The organism is Citrobacter sp. Cpo221 (genome assembly GCF_030332345.1).
Classification (GTDB): domain Bacteria; phylum Pseudomonadota; class Gammaproteobacteria; order Enterobacterales; family Enterobacteriaceae; genus Citrobacter; species Citrobacter portucalensis.
In genome coordinates, this window is the sequence record NZ_JAOWIA010000054.1 from 11,125 (window position 1) to 29,908 (window position 18,784).

The 18,784-nt window shown below is 54.2% G+C and carries 22 protein-coding genes; 20 read left to right on the forward strand and 2 right to left on the reverse strand.

All coding sequences use genetic code 11. The annotated features are described in order from the left end of the window. Positions 1-41: 41 nt before the first annotated feature. The 20 genes from traV to traT all read left to right on the forward strand — a co-directional run bounded on the left by traV (position 42) and on the right by traT (position 17,824). On the forward strand, positions 42-599 hold the full coding sequence (gene traV, locus OGY72_RS13780) for a type IV conjugative transfer system lipoprotein TraV (RefSeq protein ID WP_008325086.1): 558 nt from the start codon (positions 42-44) through the stop codon (positions 597-599). After that, positions 596-3,199, forward strand: a complete 2,604-nt coding sequence (traC, locus tag OGY72_RS13785) for a type IV secretion system protein TraC (protein WP_191608554.1) — start codon at positions 596-598, stop codon at positions 3,197-3,199. The genes traV and traC overlap by 4 nt, the downstream gene beginning before the upstream one ends. Then, positions 3,196-3,612 (forward strand): type-F conjugative transfer system protein TrbI, encoded by a 417-nt coding sequence (trbI, locus tag OGY72_RS13790; protein WP_008325088.1) that lies wholly within the window; start codon positions 3,196-3,198, stop codon positions 3,610-3,612. Before traC ends, trbI begins: the two co-directional genes overlap by 4 nt. Further along, the gene (traW, locus tag OGY72_RS13795) at positions 3,609-4,244 is read left to right on the forward strand and encodes a type-F conjugative transfer system protein TraW (protein ID WP_104652357.1); all 636 of its coding nucleotides are present in this window, start codon (positions 3,609-3,611) and stop codon (positions 4,242-4,244) included. The genes trbI and traW overlap by 4 nt, the downstream gene beginning before the upstream one ends. Then, positions 4,241-4,561 (forward strand): hypothetical protein, encoded by a 321-nt coding sequence (locus OGY72_RS13800; RefSeq protein ID WP_008325090.1) that lies wholly within the window; start codon positions 4,241-4,243, stop codon positions 4,559-4,561. Before traW ends, OGY72_RS13800 begins: the two co-directional genes overlap by 4 nt. A gap of 74 nt (positions 4,562-4,635) precedes the next feature. Then, positions 4,636-5,181, forward strand: a complete 546-nt coding sequence (locus tag OGY72_RS13805; RefSeq protein ID WP_234610377.1) for a hypothetical protein — start codon at positions 4,636-4,638, stop codon at positions 5,179-5,181. 107 nt (positions 5,182-5,288) lie between these two features. Next, positions 5,289-5,510, forward strand: coding sequence for a hypothetical protein (locus OGY72_RS13810; protein WP_234610376.1), 222 nt, complete (start codon positions 5,289-5,291; stop codon positions 5,508-5,510). Positions 5,511-5,565: 55 nt separating this feature from the next. Beyond that, positions 5,566-5,889 carry a hypothetical protein gene (locus OGY72_RS13815; protein WP_286547952.1) on the forward strand — a complete coding sequence of 108 codons (324 nt, stop codon included), beginning with the start codon at positions 5,566-5,568 and terminating at the stop codon, positions 5,887-5,889. Next, positions 5,886-6,884: a conjugal transfer pilus assembly protein TraU gene (traU, locus tag OGY72_RS13820; RefSeq protein ID WP_008325100.1), complete on the forward strand. Its 999-nt coding sequence runs from the start codon at positions 5,886-5,888 to the stop codon at positions 6,882-6,884. Before OGY72_RS13815 ends, traU begins: the two co-directional genes overlap by 4 nt. A gap of 10 nt (positions 6,885-6,894) precedes the next feature. After that, positions 6,895-7,515, forward strand: a complete 621-nt coding sequence (gene trbC, locus OGY72_RS13825) for a type-F conjugative transfer system pilin assembly protein TrbC (protein WP_159137304.1) — start codon at positions 6,895-6,897, stop codon at positions 7,513-7,515. Continuing rightward, complete coding sequence (traN, locus tag OGY72_RS13830; protein WP_008325102.1) at positions 7,512-9,392, forward strand: type-F conjugative transfer system mating-pair stabilization protein TraN; 1,881 nt, start codon at positions 7,512-7,514, stop codon at positions 9,390-9,392. The genes trbC and traN overlap by 4 nt, the downstream gene beginning before the upstream one ends. Beyond that, the gene (gene traF, locus OGY72_RS13835; protein WP_008325103.1) at positions 9,389-10,171 is read left to right on the forward strand and encodes a type-F conjugative transfer system pilin assembly protein TraF; all 783 of its coding nucleotides are present in this window, start codon (positions 9,389-9,391) and stop codon (positions 10,169-10,171) included. The genes traN and traF overlap by 4 nt, the downstream gene beginning before the upstream one ends. A gap of 10 nt (positions 10,172-10,181) precedes the next feature. Beyond that, positions 10,182-10,427 carry a hypothetical protein gene (locus tag OGY72_RS13840; protein WP_286547956.1) on the forward strand — a complete coding sequence of 82 codons (246 nt, stop codon included), beginning with the start codon at positions 10,182-10,184 and terminating at the stop codon, positions 10,425-10,427. After that, entirely contained in the window at positions 10,424-10,630 is a 207-nt protein-coding gene (locus OGY72_RS13845; RefSeq protein WP_286547958.1) for a hypothetical protein, read from the forward strand. Before OGY72_RS13840 ends, OGY72_RS13845 begins: the two co-directional genes overlap by 4 nt. Beyond that, positions 10,627-10,854, forward strand: coding sequence for a hypothetical protein (locus OGY72_RS13850; RefSeq protein ID WP_008324899.1), 228 nt, complete (start codon positions 10,627-10,629; stop codon positions 10,852-10,854). The genes OGY72_RS13845 and OGY72_RS13850 overlap by 4 nt, the downstream gene beginning before the upstream one ends. Continuing rightward, positions 10,844-11,443, forward strand: a complete 600-nt coding sequence (trbB, locus tag OGY72_RS13855) for an F-type conjugal transfer protein TrbB (protein ID WP_008324897.1) — start codon at positions 10,844-10,846, stop codon at positions 11,441-11,443. The genes OGY72_RS13850 and trbB overlap by 11 nt, the downstream gene beginning before the upstream one ends. A gap of 186 nt (positions 11,444-11,629) precedes the next feature. Continuing rightward, complete coding sequence (gene traH / locus OGY72_RS13860) at positions 11,630-12,994, forward strand: conjugal transfer pilus assembly protein TraH (RefSeq protein ID WP_117343957.1); 1,365 nt, start codon at positions 11,630-11,632, stop codon at positions 12,992-12,994. Further along, positions 12,994-16,227, forward strand: a complete 3,234-nt coding sequence (gene traG / locus OGY72_RS13865) for a conjugal transfer mating-pair stabilization protein TraG (protein WP_191219939.1) — start codon at positions 12,994-12,996, stop codon at positions 16,225-16,227. The genes traH and traG overlap by 1 nt, the downstream gene beginning before the upstream one ends. Positions 16,228-16,235: 8 nt before the next feature. Further along, positions 16,236-16,946, forward strand: coding sequence for a hypothetical protein (locus OGY72_RS13870; protein WP_117343958.1), 711 nt, complete (start codon positions 16,236-16,238; stop codon positions 16,944-16,946). Between the two features lie 146 nt (positions 16,947-17,092). Further along, complete coding sequence (gene traT / locus OGY72_RS13875) at positions 17,093-17,824, forward strand: conjugal transfer complement resistance protein TraT (RefSeq protein ID WP_008324891.1); 732 nt, start codon at positions 17,093-17,095, stop codon at positions 17,822-17,824. 6 nt (positions 17,825-17,830) lie between these two features. Here traT and OGY72_RS13880 read toward each other — a convergent pair whose 3' ends face one another. Continuing rightward, positions 17,831-18,142: a CcdB family protein gene (locus OGY72_RS13880; RefSeq protein WP_159137298.1), complete on the reverse strand. Its 312-nt coding sequence runs from the start codon at positions 18,140-18,142 to the stop codon at positions 17,831-17,833. Continuing rightward, the gene (locus OGY72_RS13885) at positions 18,139-18,387 is read right to left on the reverse strand and encodes a type II toxin-antitoxin system CcdA family antitoxin (protein WP_191608550.1); all 249 of its coding nucleotides are present in this window, start codon (positions 18,385-18,387) and stop codon (positions 18,139-18,141) included. The genes OGY72_RS13880 and OGY72_RS13885 overlap by 4 nt, the downstream gene beginning before the upstream one ends. Positions 18,388-18,784: the final 397 nt, after the last annotated feature.

Here is an 18,784-nt window from a genome sequence, read left to right on the forward strand (position 1 = left end):
ATTCCTTACTGGTTCTGCCATAAATTAACCGGAGTTATCCCATGAAAAAACTGATGGGCGCTGCACTGCTGTGCAGCGCGCTGACCGGCTGTGCCGGCATGAATTCTGATTTCGACTGCAATAAAACTGCAACTGACCAGTGCCTGACGACCGGCGAGGCCAACAAACTCGCCGCTCAGGGCAAAAGCCTGGACGAACTTAACGCCGGTAAAACCGCAAAAAAGCCTGCGGGTGAAACCCTGCCGGCACTGCGTAACGTGGCACCTGTCGTGAATGCGTCACGTCCTGTATCAGTCGCAGCAACCGGAACCCCGGCTACTCCGCTCATCGCGCCACGTCCGCTGGCCACGGCACCGGCAGGCACCATGCTGGCGGGCGTGATACCTCGCGTGAGTCCGCGTCCCGTTGTTCCGGTCACCCCTGTTAATACGGCCGGACGCGTACAGGTCCAGCGTATCCCGGATGCGACCCAGCGTCTGTGGATTGCACCGTGGGTGGATACGGACGACAACTTCCATCAGCCTTCTGTGGTTGAGTTTGTGAAAAACAAATCCCACTGGGACGAAAGCTTCCGTGTTATCGGGGAGGGCGGGGAATGAGCAGTGTCCTGGACAGCCTGATGGGGCTGATTGAGAGCGGGCGGCGTAAGGACGGTGCCGCGACCGCGCGTGCCAACCTTGAACAGACCTGGGATTATCCCTCCCTGGTGGCCAGTCTGCCTTATCGCTATTACGATGAAAAAAATGAGCTTTTCATCAATACCGGTACTGCAGGATTTGTTCTGGAACTGGCGCCGTTGCCTGGCGCCAATGAGCAGGTGATGGCCGCGCTGGATGACATGTTGCGTAAAAAACTCCCGCGTAAAACACCGGTCACCGTTGTTCTGACTGCCAGTAAATGTGTGGGCGAGCGTATTGCGCGGGGTGTCAGTACCGATATGTGGAAAGGTCAGATGGCCGATCATCTGAATAAAATTACCCGTGCGTTCTGGGAGCGTTCGGCACTCCACGGACTGGCCAATGAGCGTGAGTACCCGCTCTATCTGCGAAACTACCGTATCTTTATCGTCTACGGTAAAGCGGTGAAACGGTTCTCCCAGCAGGTGATGGATGACCTGGTTCAGATACGCAACACCATTCGCGTTTCCCTGGGGGCGGCGCGGATAGATTCCGTTAACACCGATGTGAATGCCTTCCTGTCGGTCATGCGTGAGCTGATGAACTACCGTCATGAGCAGGTCATGATGTCGCCGGGTGATTATAACGAAGATGAGCTGCTCAACCGTCAGGTGGTCGATCCTGCCATTGACCTGAGTGTTCACCCGTCACATATCCGTATCGAATTACCGGAAAAAATCGAAACAGACGGGACACGACTTCCGGCTTCAGCCTGCCGGATTGTGAATATGCAACTGAGCAAAAATCCCCGCCGGTTCGCACTCTGGCAGGGAGCCGATAACCTGCAGAATCTCCGCTTTCCTGATCTCGGTATTCCGTGCCCGTTTATGATCACCTGGACCACTGAACTGGAGGAGCAGACCAGAAGCCAGAGTGAGGCCTTTCGCAAGGATACGGACCTGTCCAAAAAGGCCAGCTCAGCCTACGGGGCGCTTTTCCCCGGGACCAAAAAAGCGGCAGACGAATGGCGTAGAGCCCGTGAACAACTGTCGACCAACGAAATCGCCCTCTGCCGGACCTACTTTAACCTGACGCTGTTCACGCCCGACAATAATACGGAGGCGCAGAAGTGTGAGCTGGCCGCCATTAACGTCTTCCGTAAGAACGAGCTGGAGATGGTTACGGTGCAGTACCAGCAGATGCGTAACTGGCTGGCCGGCTTCCCGTTCGTGATGCAGGAAGGGATGTGGGAAGATCTCAAAATGACGGGGGCCACCCTGCGGGGGAAATCCTGGAACGCCGTGAGCCTGATGCCTGTGGTGGCTGAGCGCCAGTTGTCGCATGTGGGCATGCCGTTGCCGACCTACCGCAACCAGGTGGCTTTCTTTGATATGTTCGGGGAAGAAAACGGCAGCACCAACTTTAACATCGCTGTCACGGGAACCTCGGGGGCCGGTAAGTCATTCCTGACGCAGGGTGTTCTCCGTGATGTCCTGAATGCAGGCGGTTTTGCCTGGGTCATCGATATGGGTGACAGTTACAAGAACTACTGTCACCAGGCTGGCGGGGTTTATCTCGACGGTTCGAAGCTTCGCTTTAACCCGTTTGCTAACGTGAAAGACATCAGGCACTCCGCTGAAGGTATTGTGCGTCTGCTGACGGTACTGGCGAGTCCGACCGAGCCGCTGGATGTTGTGTGTGAAGCGATTCTGCAGAAAGCGGTGATGGATGCGTGGGAGAAAAAAGGCTGTCAGGCGCGTATTGATGACGTTTTCAGTTTCCTGACCAGCGCTGATGTTAATCAGCGCTTTGCCGAAAAACCGACCATCACGGCGCGTCTGGCTGAACTGGCCATGCTGCTGGAAACCTACTGCACCTGGGGACCGGATGGCGAATACTTCAATGCGGACAACCCGACGCTGGATGGTGACACACGTTTTGCCGTTCTGGAGCTGCTGAGTCTGGAGAACAAACCGAAACTGCTCTCGTCCATTCTGTTTTCGCTCATCCTGGCGATTCAGGAAAAGATGTATCACAGCCCGCGTGACCTCAAAAAAGTCTGCATCATCGACGAGGCCTGGCGACTGCTCGGTGGCTCCAATCCACATGCAGCCCGCTTTATTGAAACCGGCTACCGTACTGTGCGCCGTCACCGTGGGGCGTTCATCACCATCACGCAGGGCATCAGGGACTTCAGCGCCAGTAAAGAAGCGGAAGCGGCCTGGAACAACAGTTCGACCAAAATCACCCTCCTGCAGGATGCGAAAGCCTTCAAACAGTACCTCTCCGACAATCCGGACCAGTTCTCGGACATGGAAAAAGAAGTTATCCGGGGTTTCCAGCCTGCACTGCAGACCGGTTACAGCTCGCTGCTTATCAGCGCCGGGGAGTACAGCTCGTTTCATCGCCTGTTTGTCGATCCTGTTACCCGCGCCATGTTCAGTTCCCGTGGGGAGGACTTCGCTTATATGCAGAACGCACAGAAAGCCGGTGCCACGGCAGATGAAGCCGCATATCTGCTGGCCGAGAAGAAGTTCGGTGACGAACTTCGTGAACTTGAAGAATGGGTAAAAGCCGCATGAGTGAACAGAATGAACAACCGTATGAGGCCGCCACTGTCCGCGCAGGTATAAAGCCGCGGGACTGGCTGAAAGCCCGGAGCGTGAAAATAGCCGCCTGTGTGCTGATTTCACAGTTGGTCATGACCGGAATAACGTGGGTATATATGAAATCCACGTCCCCGGACGTGGTGGTCTTCGACATGAAAGGCACCATCGACCTCTTTATGCAGCAGTCGGCACAGCTGCAGCTCGATGAAGGAAAAGCGAAAGTGCTGACGGCCCGTTTCAACACGGCAATGTCTGACAGCCTGGCGGCGTGGCAAACCTCGCACAACGCCATCATTCTGGTGAAACCTGCGGTGGTCAGTCCGTTGCCGGATATCACACCCGATATTCGCCGCGACATTGCCCGGCGCACGCAGGAGGGGCAGTGAAGAAACGTCAGCCACTGATGGCATTACTGTTGCTGGCACTGTCAGCCGGCAGTGGTGCCAGAGATCTCGGTACCTGGGGGAACGTCTTTGAACCCGCAGAGCAGGACATGCTGGACTTTATTCAGACCCGACTGAAGGGGATGGAGCAAAGCGGGGAACTCGACCGGTTGCGGGAAGAAGCTACGGCGCGGGTGAAAAAAAATGCCGTTCGCCCGGCCCCGGTTGAGGGGCTGAGCCGGGCCGTGAAATACCGCAGCTTCCCCTGGGACCCGACATTTACCGTGAAAGAAACCATTACGGATATGCAGGGGAAAGTGATTGCCCGTAAAGGTGACACGATCAACCCGCTTGATAAGGTGCCCTTCGCCCAGGTGCTCTATTTCATCGATGGTGATGACCAGGCACAGGTGGAGTGGACCCGAAAGGAAATCGCCGGACAGACGAACAGCAAAGTTATCCTGGTGAACGGCAATATAAAGGAAACCAGTGATGCGCTTGATGAACGTATCTACTTCGACCAGGCAGGTATCCTGACCCGCAAGTTTGGCTTCTCACACATCCCCGCACGGATATCCCGCGACGGTCGCATGCTGAACGTTGAGGAGATCCCCGTAAAAGGAGCAAAGAAATGACAGCCACAACGTTAGGTGATCTGTTCCCGGAAATGCGTCATGCGGTACCGGGACGGGAAAGAAAAAGCCATCCCACTCCAGAATCGCCGGGGAAACCCGCCCGTCATGTTACCCGTCAGGGAACGGCGGACCGGCTCAAAATGCTGTATCCCGAGATTGAATCCTGGAACCCTGTGCTGGTTACCCAGGCCTGGTTTAACTGGCTCAGGGAAAATCAGATGGCGCTGGTCGAACCGCAGGCGCGTGACGAACGCTTCCCGGACTATCTGGTCGGTCTGATAGTCAGGCATATGCAGGAGACGGAAGCATGGATTTAACGTCGTTCGGCTGCCTTTTATGGGCCCTGCTGGTCGGGCTGCACTGTCTGGCGTCGGGCGCACCGGGAAAAAGGATGCACAGGTATTCCGGTCAATGCGAAGACAGCGGGGCACCGCCCCCGCAGGAGGAAGATGAACAGCCGTCCCCCTTTACGCAGGTAACCGTCAGTGTGGATGCACAGCCGGGCATGTTAACGCGCGATCTGGTGTATTGCCTGGCGCGCGCGGCCGGCGCGTTGCGGACAAACGGACTGCCTGTGAGCACCGACGGATGCCACTATCACGGGGATTATGGTTACACCGGGGTGGCCGTCCCTCAGTATTCCGTGCACTGGCGTGTTCACGCCCGCCTGTGCACTGACCAGCAGGCTTTTTTTCCTGATAAGGACGGTCCGTCACTTCCGCCCTGGCTGGAAATGGCGGGGCGGTTGTCGCAGGGGAGTCTGGCCCGCCATATTTATGTGATCCTCCAGGGGACACCCCGCACCTCCTGCGACACACTGGCCTGGTTTCTGACTGAGGCGACAGACGCGATTGCGGCGGGCGCGTCAGAGGGCAGCAATTTTGATGAGCACCGCTGTGGTTACGCGTTCCTGGTTATCCGGCCTGCCTCGTTCTGATGTTTCAACCGCCCAGGCACTCAGGCTCTCCGGTGCTCACTGCGTGGCGCTTCGCCTCAGCCGGGCTCCCCTCCCGGTATCTCTTAAAACCCTGACAAGGTAATGCCATGAAAAAAGACCCTGAAGGTGAAAAGGGCCGGAATGTCACCATCTCGTCATTACGTCACGATGAGGGCTCAGCCAGACAACTGGATGAGATCCTCAATGAGAACCCGCTCTACAAACCTTCTGCCGTAATGCGCGGGGGCATTCTTGCCCTGTATGAAATGACCCGGGAACAACGGCTGGCCATCATCATGAAAGCGGCCAGCAACGCCCGGAACCACTGATTTTTCCCCACGCCCGCCATCATCCCGGTGGCCCGGGCATATCCGGAGATACCCCATGACCCATTCAACAGCGGTCGGACCGGTGGCGGTGACCCGTGACCGTAACGGCTTGTGGACTCACCCTCGCTATTTTAAGCCTGCTGGCGATGAAGCCTCCCGGGCTGACTTCAATAACTGGCTGCACCGGAACAATCTGGTCTGCGCACTTCGCTGGCTGGAGAACGACGCCCCTCCCCATGTCACGGAGGCCTGGAAGCATGGCGCCTGCGATATCAGTGAGTGGCAGCCCTCCATGCCTGCCGGCGAGGGCTGGTTTACCGGCTCCATTCACGACACGGAAGACGGCCCCGTCTGTGTCTGGCTGCGGGAGGCACCATGAAACGCGGTGTCTGGTTTGCCGCGCTGATTCTGGCGCTGACGGTCTGGACGCCGGGGCAGGTATCTGCAGCCAGCAGTAATGCCGGGGAGGGACGATGGGTAAACCCTATTTCGGACGTCTGCTGGAAGTGCCTGTTTCCGATGTCGGTCGGGAGTATCAAACTGGCGTCCGGACCGCAGCCGGATACCAGCAACCCCTCCATTCCCATTCAGATGTGTTCATACGGCGTGCTGTACCGGATAGGACTGGCTATTGGGTACTGGGAGCCCACGGCCATGACGGATGTGACCCGCGAGCCCGGGGTGATGGTCAACATGGGGGGATTTAAGATAGACCTCGGGCGGACGGGAACCGGCACCGCCGGTCAGAGCGATCGACCCGCTGCCGGCGCGTTCTACCATGTTCACTGGTATAAATACCCGCTGATTTCGTGGCTGAGCATCATGACCAGCACCGGTTGTTTTCAGGGGGGCGACATGGATATTGCCTACATGTCTGAAGTCGACCCGCTCTGGAATGACAGTACGCTGTCCATGATGATTAACCCGGAGGCCGCACTGTTTGGCAACCTGATTGCGCAGGCGGCCTGTGCGGCCGATGCGGTGGCCAGTACCGCTGGCGTACCGTTATCTCCCCTGTTCTGGTGTGCCGGCAGTCAGGGAAGTATGTATCCCTTTACGGGGTATACCAGCGGGGAGTTTTCGCCGCTGGAATCCTCACTGCTGGTCAGTGAGAGAATGGCCTTCAAGCTGCACCGGGAAGGTCTGGTGATGAATACGGTGGGGGCTGATTATGCCGTGTGTTATCAGTATCCCTCACCCATCGTGCCGAAAGAACGCTGGCGTTACCAGATGGTGAACATGTATCCCGAAACCAACAGTTGCCACGCGTTTGGTGCCAGTACCCAGACCTGGGGGACACCGCACAACGCGCCCCATTCAAAGAAAAATTTCGGTTATCTGCTCTGGCGCAAACGCAACTGCGTCTATACATGAGGTTCCTCCCATGAACAAGACTCTGTACCGGGTACTGCTTGCCAGTGCCCTGATGGCCTGTACGTCGCTGGTCTCAGCCAGTGAGCAGGCAGGTGTGTCCCCACGGGATATGACGTGGATGAAACAACAGCAGCAGGCGATGGACGCGTTTAAACAGAATCTTCAGGGCCAGACCCTGTCTCTGCCGCCGGAACAACAGGCGCTGATAAACCGGATGCAGGGGGATGTGGCCCGACAGCAGGGAGAAAGCCCTGGGGGCGAAAAAAAAATGTTCCCAGCCATCTACTTTGTCAGCCTGGGGCTTCCCCGGGAAGGTCTGTTACCGATGCTACGGGACGCAAACCGTTACGGTATTCCCGCTACGCTCCGTGGACTGGTAAATAACGACCTGCGACAGACCGCCAGCGCGATGTTTGAACTGTCCAAAGAGGATAAAAACATTGGTGTTCAGATTGACCCGACACTGTATTCCGAATTCCACATTACGACCATACCGGCTCTGGTGGTGACCTGCCCGGGCCATTTTGATGTGATTCGCGGCAGCCTTCCGCTGAAACAGGCTCTGGAAAGAGTGGCTGAAAACGGGGACTGTGCAGCAACAGCCAGACAACTGTTGAAGGAGGGAGAATGAAAGCTCGTCTTGTCGGGGCGCTAATCCTGTTGCCCTCACTGGTGCTGGCAGATGCAACCAGTGATGCCTTTAATACCGGAGCGGAATTTGGGAAAGGGAATAAGGGACAGGGGACCAGTAGCCTGAAAAATCCGGACGCGGTCACGGGCGATATTCCTGGTTATACCTCAAACCCGCCGGAAAGTGGTTACTACGGCGGCGTGAAAGGCGGTGACGGCGGGCTGGCAGAAAAAGGGCAGAACGCCCTGCAGGACAGCCAGGCCGGTCAGGCGATTATCGACTCCGGGATCAAAAACCCGCTACCGGTGATTGACCCTGAAGCCCCTTTTATTACGGCAGGTAAAAGTGCGGAGTCGAATGCGGGCAATATGATCAACGGGACAGGAAACCCGCAGCAGTGCCAGGAATCGACGGTTTCAAAAACGACGTTTGAAAATTTCACCTGCGAACGTGACGTTAACTCTTCTTCAACCTGCTCCAGAACCGCATCAATCCAGCTCAGCAAATCAGGCAAAACAAAAGCAGCAGACTGGGTTCTGGATGCAAAGCAGTCAATAAAACGAAGCCTCACCGCTGGTTACTGGTATCAGTTCGATTTCGTTGCGCCGGACGACATGATTGTAACGAAGGGGAAAATTGAGGTTCGATATCCTTTAGGAACAGAGGGAGTAACAACTAACGATGACGTGCGCGTTAATGGCCTGGTTGTCCGCCCTGCTAAGAATATACCTATGCCAGTAACGTTTCCCAGAATGGATATTAAAAAAGGCCAGATTGTTTCATTTTCGACCCGACAATATTTTGGAAATTCTGTCAACCAGATGCCGGATGCTTGCAATATGTTCGGTTCGACGTGCGCCGCACTGAACTCCGGATTACTTGAGATAAGAGTAACGCTGGAGGCTGAGAAAGCACAGCCAGAATTGGTCTGGAATGAGGCGTGTGATTTTAATAAAACTACCGCGATTTCAATGAGTGGTTCTGTCTGTACTGAACCGGGAGGGGATAAAACGGTTTCCATTGACGGGCAGAACTACACCATGCACAGCGACTGCTGGAAATATACTGATAACTACATTGTATCGACTGATTCGGCTGGCAATTGTGGCAGTCTGATGAATGACAAAAATTGTACGAGAACAGGGCACACCTGTACGGAGATTGAATCCGGTTATTGTATTCATCAGAAAGAAACATGGCAGTGTCAGCGAACGTTCACGTCTGGTGGCGTGATTTGCGGGGGTGAGTACTTCTGCAAAACGGGGGACTGCAGTGATACCGGCGGGGCCGGGGATAGCGGGTTTGATACGGCGGTGTCAAAACTGGCCGGGCTGGCATCAGCGGCGGATGACGTGAAAAACACCCAGGATGGTATGGATGTTCGCGCTTTCACCGGTCAGGTCACGAGCTGCCGGAAAGCGGTCGCAGGCTTCTCAAACTGCTGCAAGGATTCAGGCTGGGGGCAAGACTCGGGACTGGCGGCCTGCAACAGTGATGAGATGGCACTGGCGAAGGCGAAAGCGAAAAAAATCACCGTCAGTGTGGGAGAGCGATGTGATCGGGCGGTGATGGGCGTCTGCCTCCAGAAAAGTAAGGTGTACTGCGTTTTCCAGGGCAAGCTGGCGCGCATTATCCAGGAGCAGGGGCGCCGGGATCAGCTGCATGTCGGCTTTGGCAGTGGTAAAAACCCGGACTGCCGGGGGATTTCGGTCAGCGAACTACAGGCTATCAACTTCGACCTGATCAATTTTGCTGACTTTTACGAAGACCTGATGAACAACCAGAAAATCCCGGATACCGGGACGCAGGTGAAGCTCATCAAGGACCGCATTGCCGCGCAGGTCAATCAGCAGAAGAGTCAGGGAGGCCAGAAATGAAGCCGTGTTTTTATGCGCTGGCGTTACTGGTCATCAGTCTGTCCGCCACGGCTGAGGACATTGTGATCCCGGCTGACCCGTTTACCGGCTGGTTCTGGTACAACGAGCCGAAAACGCCGCCTGAGAAACCACAAAAGACATCACCACCGCCCCCGCAGGCGGTTCCCGACCTCAGTAAACTGTCGGCGCAGGAGCAGGCTAAGGTCCTCCGGGGGTACACGATGGAGGCGCTGAACCGCGCCATCCTGTACCCCACGCGGGAGAATACGGCGACGTTCCTGCGCTGGCAGAAATTCTGGACGGACAGGGGGTCGATGTTCAGTCAGTCATTTGCGGCGGCGCAACTCAGCCACCCGGACCTGGATTACAACCTGGAATATCCACACTACAACAGTATGGCCCCGTTCGTGCAGACCCGTGACCAGCAGGCCCGGCAGAATGCGGTGGAACAGATAGCGCAGCGTTACGGCCTTTTCTACTTCTATCGTGGCAGTGACCCGATTGATATCCAGATGGCCGGCGTGGTGGCTGACTTTGCCAAAACCAACGGCATATCGCTGATCCCCGTTTCGGTGGACGGCCAGGTCGCCGCGTCGTTGCCACAAAGCCGGTCTGATTCGGGACAGTCCCGCACCATGAATATCACGCATTTCCCGGCACTGTTTCTGGTTGACCCGAAGGGTAAGACCTTCCGCGCCCTGTCTTACGGCTTCATGACACAGGATGAACTTTCCAAGCGATTCCTGAATGTGTCCACCGGTTTTAAACCCCAGTCTTAAGGATACTCCTGTGAATAAATTTGCCTTTGCGCGTGCCTCCCGGGCACTGCGCCGTGCCGTTTTCTTTTCCCTGGTGACGGCCCCTTCCCTGATGCTGTTTGTCCTGTTCATCATGCTGTCCTTCAACGAGTCGATTGCCGGTCGTTTTCTTTCAGAGGCGAGAACGCTGGTTGCGGATACTCCGGAAGGAAAAGTGAATATGTCCGTGTGTCAGGTCGTGCCGTTACCCCCGAAGAAACCGGGGCGGAAACTGTGAGGCAGATAAAACCCGCCCCTCCGGTCATCTGCACCCGGGAGACTGTCCATGTGGATGCAATGGGCTGGCAGAAAGAGACGAACAGCGCCATTCGTTCCCTGTATCTGACGTCCGCCCTGCTGGGGCTGGTCATCTGGCTGCTATTCAACGGGTTCCCTGGTGTTTCCATTCCCCATAACGTTTTCAGGAAAATGAAATCATGAAATCATGTGTTGTAAGGCTGGTTCCTCTTTTCTGGTGGGGCATGGTGGCGAAGTGCCTCAGTGAGTTAATTTCGGTGTCCGTGACGTTCACCCAGGGCCTGCTGCTGTGGGCCGGGTATCTGATGTGGGCAGTAGCGGCTGTTTTGCTGGCCATCACCGCCGTGCACGAATGCCGGCTGAAATGGCTCGCCAGACGAGCCCGGGAGGTGACGCATGGCCGGTAAATTCGCTGTTAGTCTGCTTCTTATGTTTCCTCTGCTGGCCGGCGCAGGTGTCCGTGATGAGCTGGCCGCGCTGGATGCCGCAAAAACGAACGTTCCGGCCGGGGTATCTGCCAGACCGCAATCCGCCGTATCACCACAAAGCCTGATGGCGTTACCCGATGGTCGTCAGGCAAATATGAAGGACTATGCGGTGGTGTTGTTTATGCAGGCTCACTGCCAGTACAGCGCAAAATTTGACCCACTGGTTAAAGGCTGGGCCGATCAGCATCAGATAAAAATCTATCCGTATACGCTCGATGGAGGCGGTGATACATCGTTTCCCACACCGCTGATCCCACGAAAAACCGATCCGGCGTCTCCCATAGCGGATGAAATTATCACGTTCTTTGGCAACGGGCTGCCGATTGCCACACCAACGGCGTTCATGGTGAACGTCAATACGCTCAAAGCCTACCCGCTGACCCAGGGGATGATGGATATTCCCGCCCTTGAAAGCCGTATGGCCAGTCTCATTCAGGCTGACTTGGACAATGTTGACCCGAAAATGCTGCCACCCATGCCGGCAAGCAGCCAGGCTACCCCTCAGTAAACCAACCGGACTACAAAATGACCTCACATTCGTATGCGTTATCGCGTACCGGGCGCGTCTGGCTTTCATCCAGCTTGACGTTGCCTGTGTCCGCAACATGTTCTGGCTTCCCCGTCGGCAGGCTGGCAGAGACGTTTTTAGCAACGGAGCTGAAGCTACAGACGCCTGAACCAAAGGAGAATGCTAATGATTAAGCCACTGGCGGTCGCTGCCGGTATTTTTTTTAACGGTCTGTCCGTGTCCCCGGCACAGGCCGACGTCAATGGCGACCTGAACGGATTTTTTGGCAGTCTCGGCTACAGCGGTAACGTCTCCCAGGCACAGGCCTGGCAGGGACAGGCGGCCGGTTACTTTTCAGGTGGGTCAGTCTACCTGCGTAACCCGGTGAAAAATGTCCAGCTTATCTCGATGCAGCTCCCGTCTCTGAACGCCGGATGTGGCGGGATTGATTCCTATCTTGGGGCTTTCAGTATGATCAGTGGCGAGGAAATCCAGCGCTTTGCCAAACAGATTATGAGTAACGCCCTCGGATATGCCTTCGATCTGGCACTGCAGACAATGGTGCCCGAGCTGAAGCAGGCCAAAGACTTCCTGCAGAAACTGGCCAGCGATGTGAACTCGATGAACATGAGTTCGTGTCAGGCGGCACAGGGCATCATCGGCGGGCTGTGGCCGGTGACGCAGGTATCCCAGCAAAAAATCTGTCAGGACATCGCCGGAGAAAACCACTTATTTGCTGACTGGGCTGCGTCGCGTCAGGGGTGTACCGTCGGGAAACAGGGCGACAATGTAACCAGCAAAGCCAGTGATGCTGAGAAAGACCAGGTACTGAAAAACAAAAATCTCATTTGGGATTCACTCAGTAAAAATGGGTTACTGGGCGGTGACAGGGCTCTGAAAGAGCTGGTCATGAGCACGGTCGGCTCCATCATATTTAACAAGGACGGCGACGTCACTATCCTGACTCCGCTGGTTGATAACCGCGACCTGATCAAAGTGCTGATGCGCGGCGGGACGGCAAAGGTGTATGGATGCGATGAAGCCTCACAGTGCCTGGGGCCGGTGGTGGCTAATCTCAGTATCTCCGAGTCACATGCCCTTGTCACACTGGTCAAGAACCTGATGCTGTCCATGCAGAACAAGCTGGTTGATGACCGACCGCTGACCGACCAGGAAAAAGGGTTTGTGAACACCACGTCGGTACCGGTGCTGAAATACCTGACCAATGCCCAGAGTATGGGAATGAGTGCCACCTATCTGTTGCAGGTGTCCGATTTTATCGCGCAGGACCTGATGATCCAGTATCTGCAGGAGCTGGTTAAACAGGCCAGCATGTCACTGGCCGGAAAGAACTTCCCGGAGGAAGCCGCCGCGAAGCTGCGTGACAACGTCATTCATGCTCAGGGGCTGCTGGCTGATATGAAACTGCAGTCCGCCGCAGACCAGAATGCGCTGGATGGTATTGACCGCAACATGCAGTACCTGCAACAGCAGGTTTCCACGATCGTTTCGGGCTCATACCAGAGCAATTACCATTGGGGGGTGCGCTGATGCTTGAGATTTACACCATCTATGGCGGGGGGATGTGGAAAACAGCGCTGGATGCGATTGTCACCCTCATTGGCTCCAGTACCTTCAGTACACTTCTGCGCATGGCCAGCACCTTCGGGGTGCTGGCCGCCCTTGTCCTGTTTATCAAACAGCACAACCCGATGGTGTTTGTGCACTGGCTGGCTGTCTTTATGATTATCAGCACGGTGTTGCTGGTACCCAAACGCTCTGTGCAGGTTATCGATATCTCTGACCCGGGCGCGGTCTGGAAAACCGATAATGTGCCGGTCGGGCTTGCCGGGATTGCCTCGCTGTCGACCAGTATCGGCTACAGGATGAGTTCGCTGTACGACTCCCTGATGGCCAGACCTGACTCGGTGACTTACAGCCGGACGGGGATGCTGTTTGGCTCGCAGATTGTGGCCGAAACCAGTGATTTCACCACGCAGAATCCTGAACTGGCACAGATGCTGCCGGATTATGTGGAAAACTGTGTGATAGGAGACATTCTGCTTAACGGCAAATATTCGATCAACGAATTGCTGAATTCCACTGACCCTCTGACGCTCATCACCAGCAACCCGAGTCCGTTACGCGGTATTTTTAAAATGACGTCCTCTTCACGGCAGTTTCTGACCTGCCAGCAGGCGGCAGCGGAAATCAAAACCCTGGCCAATATTGAAGCGAACCTGGGGAGCGCCACCTTCACCTGGCTGACACAGAAGATATTTGGCAACAAGGTCAACGGGGCGACCCTGCTCGCGAATGCCATGGGAGACAGTTATGGTTACTTCTATGCCGGGGGGATGAGTGCGGCGCAAATCATGAAGAACAACATCACCAACACGGCAGTGCGCCAGGGGATAAAAGGATTTGCGGCACGGTCCTCGGATACAGCCAACCTGCTGAATCTTGCAACAGAAAACGCGGCGACCAAACAGCGTCTCAGTTGGGCATCCGGGACGGAACTGGCCACAAGGACGCTGCCGTTTGCGCAGTCACTGTTGATGCTGATCCTGGTGTGTCTGTTCCCGCTGATGATAGCGCTGGCAGCAACCAGCCACAGTCTCTTCGGCCTGACCACACTGAAGATCTATGTGGGTGGGTTCATCTATTTCCAGATGTGGCCCATCATGTTTGCGATCCTCAACTACGCCTCGAACTACTGGCTGCAGTCAAAGACCGGCGGGACACTTCTGGTCCTGGCCAACCGGGATATTGTGGCACTCCAGCATTCGGATGTGGCGAATCTGGCCGGTTATCTGTCGCTCTCAATACCGGTACTGTCGTATTACCTGACCCGGGGGGCCGCAGTCATAGGTTCCCAGGTGGCGGGCGGAATGCTCAGCTCGGCGGCGTTCACGGCAGCCGGCGTGTCATCAACCACGGCAGACGGGAACTGGTCGTTTAACAACATGTCGATGGACAATGTTAACCAGAACAAGATGGATACCAACCTGGTGCAACGTCAGGGCCAGCAGACCTGGCAGGCTGATAATGGTTCCTCGCAGACGATGACTGCCGGTGGTCACACGGTGATAGATGGTTCAGGGGCGATGTCAAACCTGCCGGTGAATATGCGGCTCAGCCAGCTGGCCAGCAGCGGGTTCCAGGAGTCCGCGCGGCAGTCGCAGGTTCAGGCGCAGACCGCGCTGGATGGCTATAACCACAGTGTCACCAGTGGCTGGTCACAGCTTTCGCAGGTGTCAAACCAGACCGGTACCAGCGACAGTCTGACGCAGGGCAGTGAGAACAGCCAGGTGGCTAACGCCACGCGTGGTGCCAGCATGATGATGTCGGCAGCGGAAAGCTACGCGAAAGCAAATAACATTTCCACTCAGGAGGCCTATAACAAGCTGATGGATATCAGTAACCAGGGTTCCCTGTCTGCAGGTGTAAAAACAACTCTTGGTGGCGGAGTGAATCTTGGTGTCGCCAAGTGGGGTGCCGAAGGGAATCTGTCCGCTGATACCCGTCATTCAACAGGGAGTTCTCGCGGTATTCAGGACTCGGGGTCGCATTCTCAGGATATGCGGCATGACCAGAACAGCCAGACTGTTAACGATTTCAGGCAGGGGATGGACATGGTTACCAGTAGCCGTGTGACGGACGGTTCAAGCCATGCGCAGAATGCGGCGACCAGTAATGTTCAGCAGTTTGCTGCCACGCTGAATGATGCGCAAAGCCAGTATCATCAGTACACAACCAGCTCCACCAACAGCAACGAATTCAGCCGGATGGCGACGCTGGCGCAAAACCAGAGTGCCAGTCTCGATACTAACTACACCCAGGAGTTTGTGGACTGGGCTGCGAATAAGTACGGTGATAAGGCTCAGGGCATTCTGACCAGTGCCCCAAGTGCGCGCGAAGCAGCGATGGAGTTCGTTAATGAACGTCTCAAACCTGAAATTATGGGGGATTACCATCAGGGGCGGTCTGACCTTCAAAGCGGGGCAGAGCATCCTGCCTTCAGTGGAGCCCATATCGTTCACACGCCATCGATGAGTAACGGTGATTCCGGAGGCCAGGTGACTGCAGGCGGACAGTACTCTCCGGCTAACACGCAGACCGCAGGACAGGGTCATGAAAGCCCGGGGGGCGGCTATGATGTGCAGCGCGATCGGGTGTATCCGTCAGAAATTCAGAGCAGTCAGGAGTATGAACAGTCTGGCTCGCGAATTTCACCCCGGAATTATACCGGGCAACCTGAACAACATTATGACCGGGAAGAGGGCAATAATCGCGGCTTTTCTGGTACTTCAGCCCCGTATTCTGGTTTGGGGTCAGATGTAACAGAAGCCCCGTATCAGGCTCAGGGTCATGCCAGTGAAAATGGCTCGTCAGGTGACATTCCTTCGCGGGGGGGCACTGTTATCAGAGGGGAGAATGTTACCGGAAATGATATGCAGAACGTTTACAGAGAGAATGAGATGAGATTACACAGTCTGTCCGGCCAGGGTTTTGGCCCGCAGAATGAACTACAGCGGCAGGTTGCGGGACAACGATCTGAAATTGAACAAAATATGAATAAATCTGCGGGCGAAATTGATAAAAAACAATCCACTGTTCAGGCATCCAGTGATATCCTGAAAGGAGAGCATTTAAGTACATCTAGTAATTTTAAAATTCAACGGAAAGAAGCTGAGATTGACCAGCAGATGCCAGTTATAGATAGTGCTGAAAAAAGAAAGCTAGAAGAGCAGTTGCTGGAATTGAGGAAAAAGGCCGATTAGGAGGATAAATGTTAAGAGCAAATCTGTGTAGAATCTCTTACATCCCAGTGTTCAGTATATATGCGGTATTACCAGTCATTCATGATGTGATTCCATATCATAATGGTTATTACAGCGAAGATTGGGCCGCATTGGCAGGTATGTATGCATTGGGTGTATTAATATCCTTACCACTGTACTATCTTCTTAAAAAAATTGATGATAAAGGTGTATATAAGGGAGCACTAGCCTCAGTAGTTAGACGCGCATTATTCTCAATTTTCCTACAATTGTCATGCCTCTACTTCTTCTGGGAAAAATCAGCTTATTTATATCTGTCGATATCTGTAGTCATGGGGCTCTCAGTTGCTATCCTTACAGTTGGTAGGAAGAACTGGGGGCTGATTAAAAATGCAGGCAACACCTACGAAGTTCGTGATAATGGAACTTATAAACTCAAAGACTCAGGTTCGTCAGGGTATAAAACTGGTATCCTTGGCAAGGAACTCACATTGGTTGAGATCTCATCGGGTCAATTTTTAGGTCATGATTCGGATTCATTAGTTCAGCCTATTAATAGTGATTTAAGCAACGCTGATTTTAAACAAGATACTGTTATAAACCCTTCTTCCGGAATGCCAATGACCGGAGGTATCTCAGGTTTGGATATACATGGGAACTCATGGGGAACAAACTTCAACGAACCTTCAAATACGTATGACCCTAGTCGTGGTTACTAAGAGTAATGGGAGCGATTGACTCCCTTTTCCACATTTAGTTACGAACTCCAATTATTTAAAACCTAAAATATTCATCTAATCTGCCGATAACAGTCCTGTTAGCGCTCCGCCGTTAGCAGGACATTTTTTTATGCAAAGGAAAATACATGAAATTAAAACAATATGCCGTTGTAACTTTAATTGCCTCCACCCTGGCACTGTCTGGTTGTGGCGCCATGTCCACAGCGGTGAAAAAGCGTAATCTCGAAGTTAAAACGCAGATGAGCGAAACCATCTGGCTGGAACCTTCATCTGAGAAAACGGTTTACCTCCAGATCCGCAATACCTCTGACAAAGACATGTCCGGCCTTCAGTCTCAAATTACCAGTGAACTGGCAGCAAAAGGGTATCGTGTCACCAGTTCACCTGATGGTGCTTATTTCTGGATTCAGGCGAATGTGCTGAAAGCTGAAAAGATGGACCTGCGTGAAGCCCAGGGATTCCTGAAAACCGGTTATGAAGGTGCGGCAATGGGCGCTGCTTTGGGAGCCGGCATCACTGCCTACAATTCCAGCTCAGCAGGTGCGACCCTGGGTGTCGGACTGGCCACCGGCCTGATTGGTATGGCCGCGGATGCGATGGTGGAAGATGTTAACTATACAATGGTGACTGATCTGCAAATCTCCGAACGCAGCAAAGCCAAAGTTACGACGGATAATATTGCTGCCCTGAAGCAGGGAACCTCCGGTGTTAAGGTGCAGACCAGTACAGAAGAGGGAAACAGGGCAAAATATCAGACCCGCGTGGTATCCAACGCCAACAAGGTTAACCTCAAATTTGAAGAGGCAAAACCCGTTCTGGAAGCGCAGCTGGCCAAATCCATCGCCGGCATTATGTAACCCCTTTCAACTTCCCGTTGTCAGGAAATCTACCGCGCTGACGATGAGGTCTCTCATCTCAGGGCGGTAACTGTGAATATCCTCCTCATCCAGCTCATGAAGATAAACCGTCTGAATCAGCTGTGTCATCAGAATGTATCGCTCACCATCGATGTTAACAACGGGATTAATTTTGCTCATCCCGGGTAATGACTGACGCCACCGGACAAAAGGAATAATGACCCGGGTGTTGAGATCGATAAGTTGATCGGACTGAGCGATGAGGAAATACGGGTATTCCGGATTATCCAGCTTTCTGAATACTGTTCCCTGATTCATTTAAACACGCTCAGTCCTGCACTGCTGCGGGGAATACTATGTTCAGCGGTGAACTGATTCATGGCATCAATAGCCGCTTTATTCTCCTGTCGCCATCTGGCCTGACGTTCAGCACGGACCACGTGTTCAAGCGCAGAGTTAAGGGCAGCGGAAAGATTGATGTTAAGCATCTTCGCTTCGTCCACCAGGGCGGCATCCAGCGAAATGTTGGTGCTTCTTTTGCGCGACCGCATAGTCGTTTTCATTGTTAAATCCTTTGCGCATCATGTATGCGCATAAATATAGCGCATTTATGCGCCTGAGCGTAAGTGCCCGTGGTTATCCCTGTGATACTTCGCTTCCTCACATGACTGCACAGGTGCAGTCATGTTTGCGGCGAGCGCTGAATTATTAACAACCAAAGGTCAATCATCATGAACTCATACAACTCCCACACTGCCTTGTCCGTTCTGTCTTACGTCTTAATCACAATTGTCTCGACAATCCTGCTCCTGGAAATGTACGCCCCTGACATTATTAAGTATCAGTTGTCACACTCAATGTTCTTCTCATACCTGAATGCGTTGAAATACAGTGGGTTTCCTCAATGGGATGTTCTCCTCCCACTGACTACTTTCCTGCTCTGCCTTACTGGTGGTTTAT

Excerpts from the sequence above, each read along its gene's own strand:
- traV (WP_008325086.1), top strand. The coding sequence starts at position 42 with ATGAAAAAACTGATGGGCGCTGCACTGCTGTGCAGCGCGCTGACCGGC.
- traC (WP_191608554.1), top strand. The coding sequence starts at position 596 with ATGAGCAGTGTCCTGGACAGCCTGATGGGGCTGATTGAGAGCGGGCGG.
- trbI (WP_008325088.1), top strand. The coding sequence starts at position 3,196 with ATGAGTGAACAGAATGAACAACCGTATGAGGCCGCCACTGTCCGCGCA.
- OGY72_RS13800 (WP_008325090.1), top strand. The coding sequence starts at position 4,241 with ATGACAGCCACAACGTTAGGTGATCTGTTCCCGGAAATGCGTCATGCG.
- OGY72_RS13805 (WP_234610377.1), top strand. The coding sequence starts at position 4,636 with ATGCACAGGTATTCCGGTCAATGCGAAGACAGCGGGGCACCGCCCCCG.
- OGY72_RS13810 (WP_234610376.1), top strand. The coding sequence starts at position 5,289 with ATGAAAAAAGACCCTGAAGGTGAAAAGGGCCGGAATGTCACCATCTCG.
- OGY72_RS13815 (WP_286547952.1), top strand. The coding sequence starts at position 5,566 with ATGACCCATTCAACAGCGGTCGGACCGGTGGCGGTGACCCGTGACCGT.
- traU (WP_008325100.1), top strand. The coding sequence starts at position 5,886 with ATGAAACGCGGTGTCTGGTTTGCCGCGCTGATTCTGGCGCTGACGGTC.
- trbC (WP_159137304.1), top strand. The coding sequence starts at position 6,895 with ATGAACAAGACTCTGTACCGGGTACTGCTTGCCAGTGCCCTGATGGCC.
- traN (WP_008325102.1), top strand. The coding sequence starts at position 7,512 with ATGAAAGCTCGTCTTGTCGGGGCGCTAATCCTGTTGCCCTCACTGGTG.
- traF (WP_008325103.1), top strand. The coding sequence starts at position 9,389 with ATGAAGCCGTGTTTTTATGCGCTGGCGTTACTGGTCATCAGTCTGTCC.
- OGY72_RS13850 (WP_008324899.1), top strand. The coding sequence starts at position 10,627 with ATGAAATCATGTGTTGTAAGGCTGGTTCCTCTTTTCTGGTGGGGCATG.
- trbB (WP_008324897.1), top strand. The coding sequence starts at position 10,844 with ATGGCCGGTAAATTCGCTGTTAGTCTGCTTCTTATGTTTCCTCTGCTG.
- traH (WP_117343957.1), top strand. The coding sequence starts at position 11,630 with ATGATTAAGCCACTGGCGGTCGCTGCCGGTATTTTTTTTAACGGTCTG.
- traG (WP_191219939.1), top strand. The coding sequence starts at position 12,994 with ATGCTTGAGATTTACACCATCTATGGCGGGGGGATGTGGAAAACAGCG.
- OGY72_RS13870 (WP_117343958.1), top strand. The coding sequence starts at position 16,236 with ATGTTAAGAGCAAATCTGTGTAGAATCTCTTACATCCCAGTGTTCAGT.
- traT (WP_008324891.1), top strand. The coding sequence starts at position 17,093 with ATGAAATTAAAACAATATGCCGTTGTAACTTTAATTGCCTCCACCCTG.
- OGY72_RS13880 (WP_159137298.1), bottom strand. The coding sequence starts at position 18,142 with ATGAATCAGGGAACAGTATTCAGAAAGCTGGATAATCCGGAATACCCG.
- OGY72_RS13885 (WP_191608550.1), bottom strand. The coding sequence starts at position 18,387 with ATGAAAACGACTATGCGGTCGCGCAAAAGAAGCACCAACATTTCGCTG.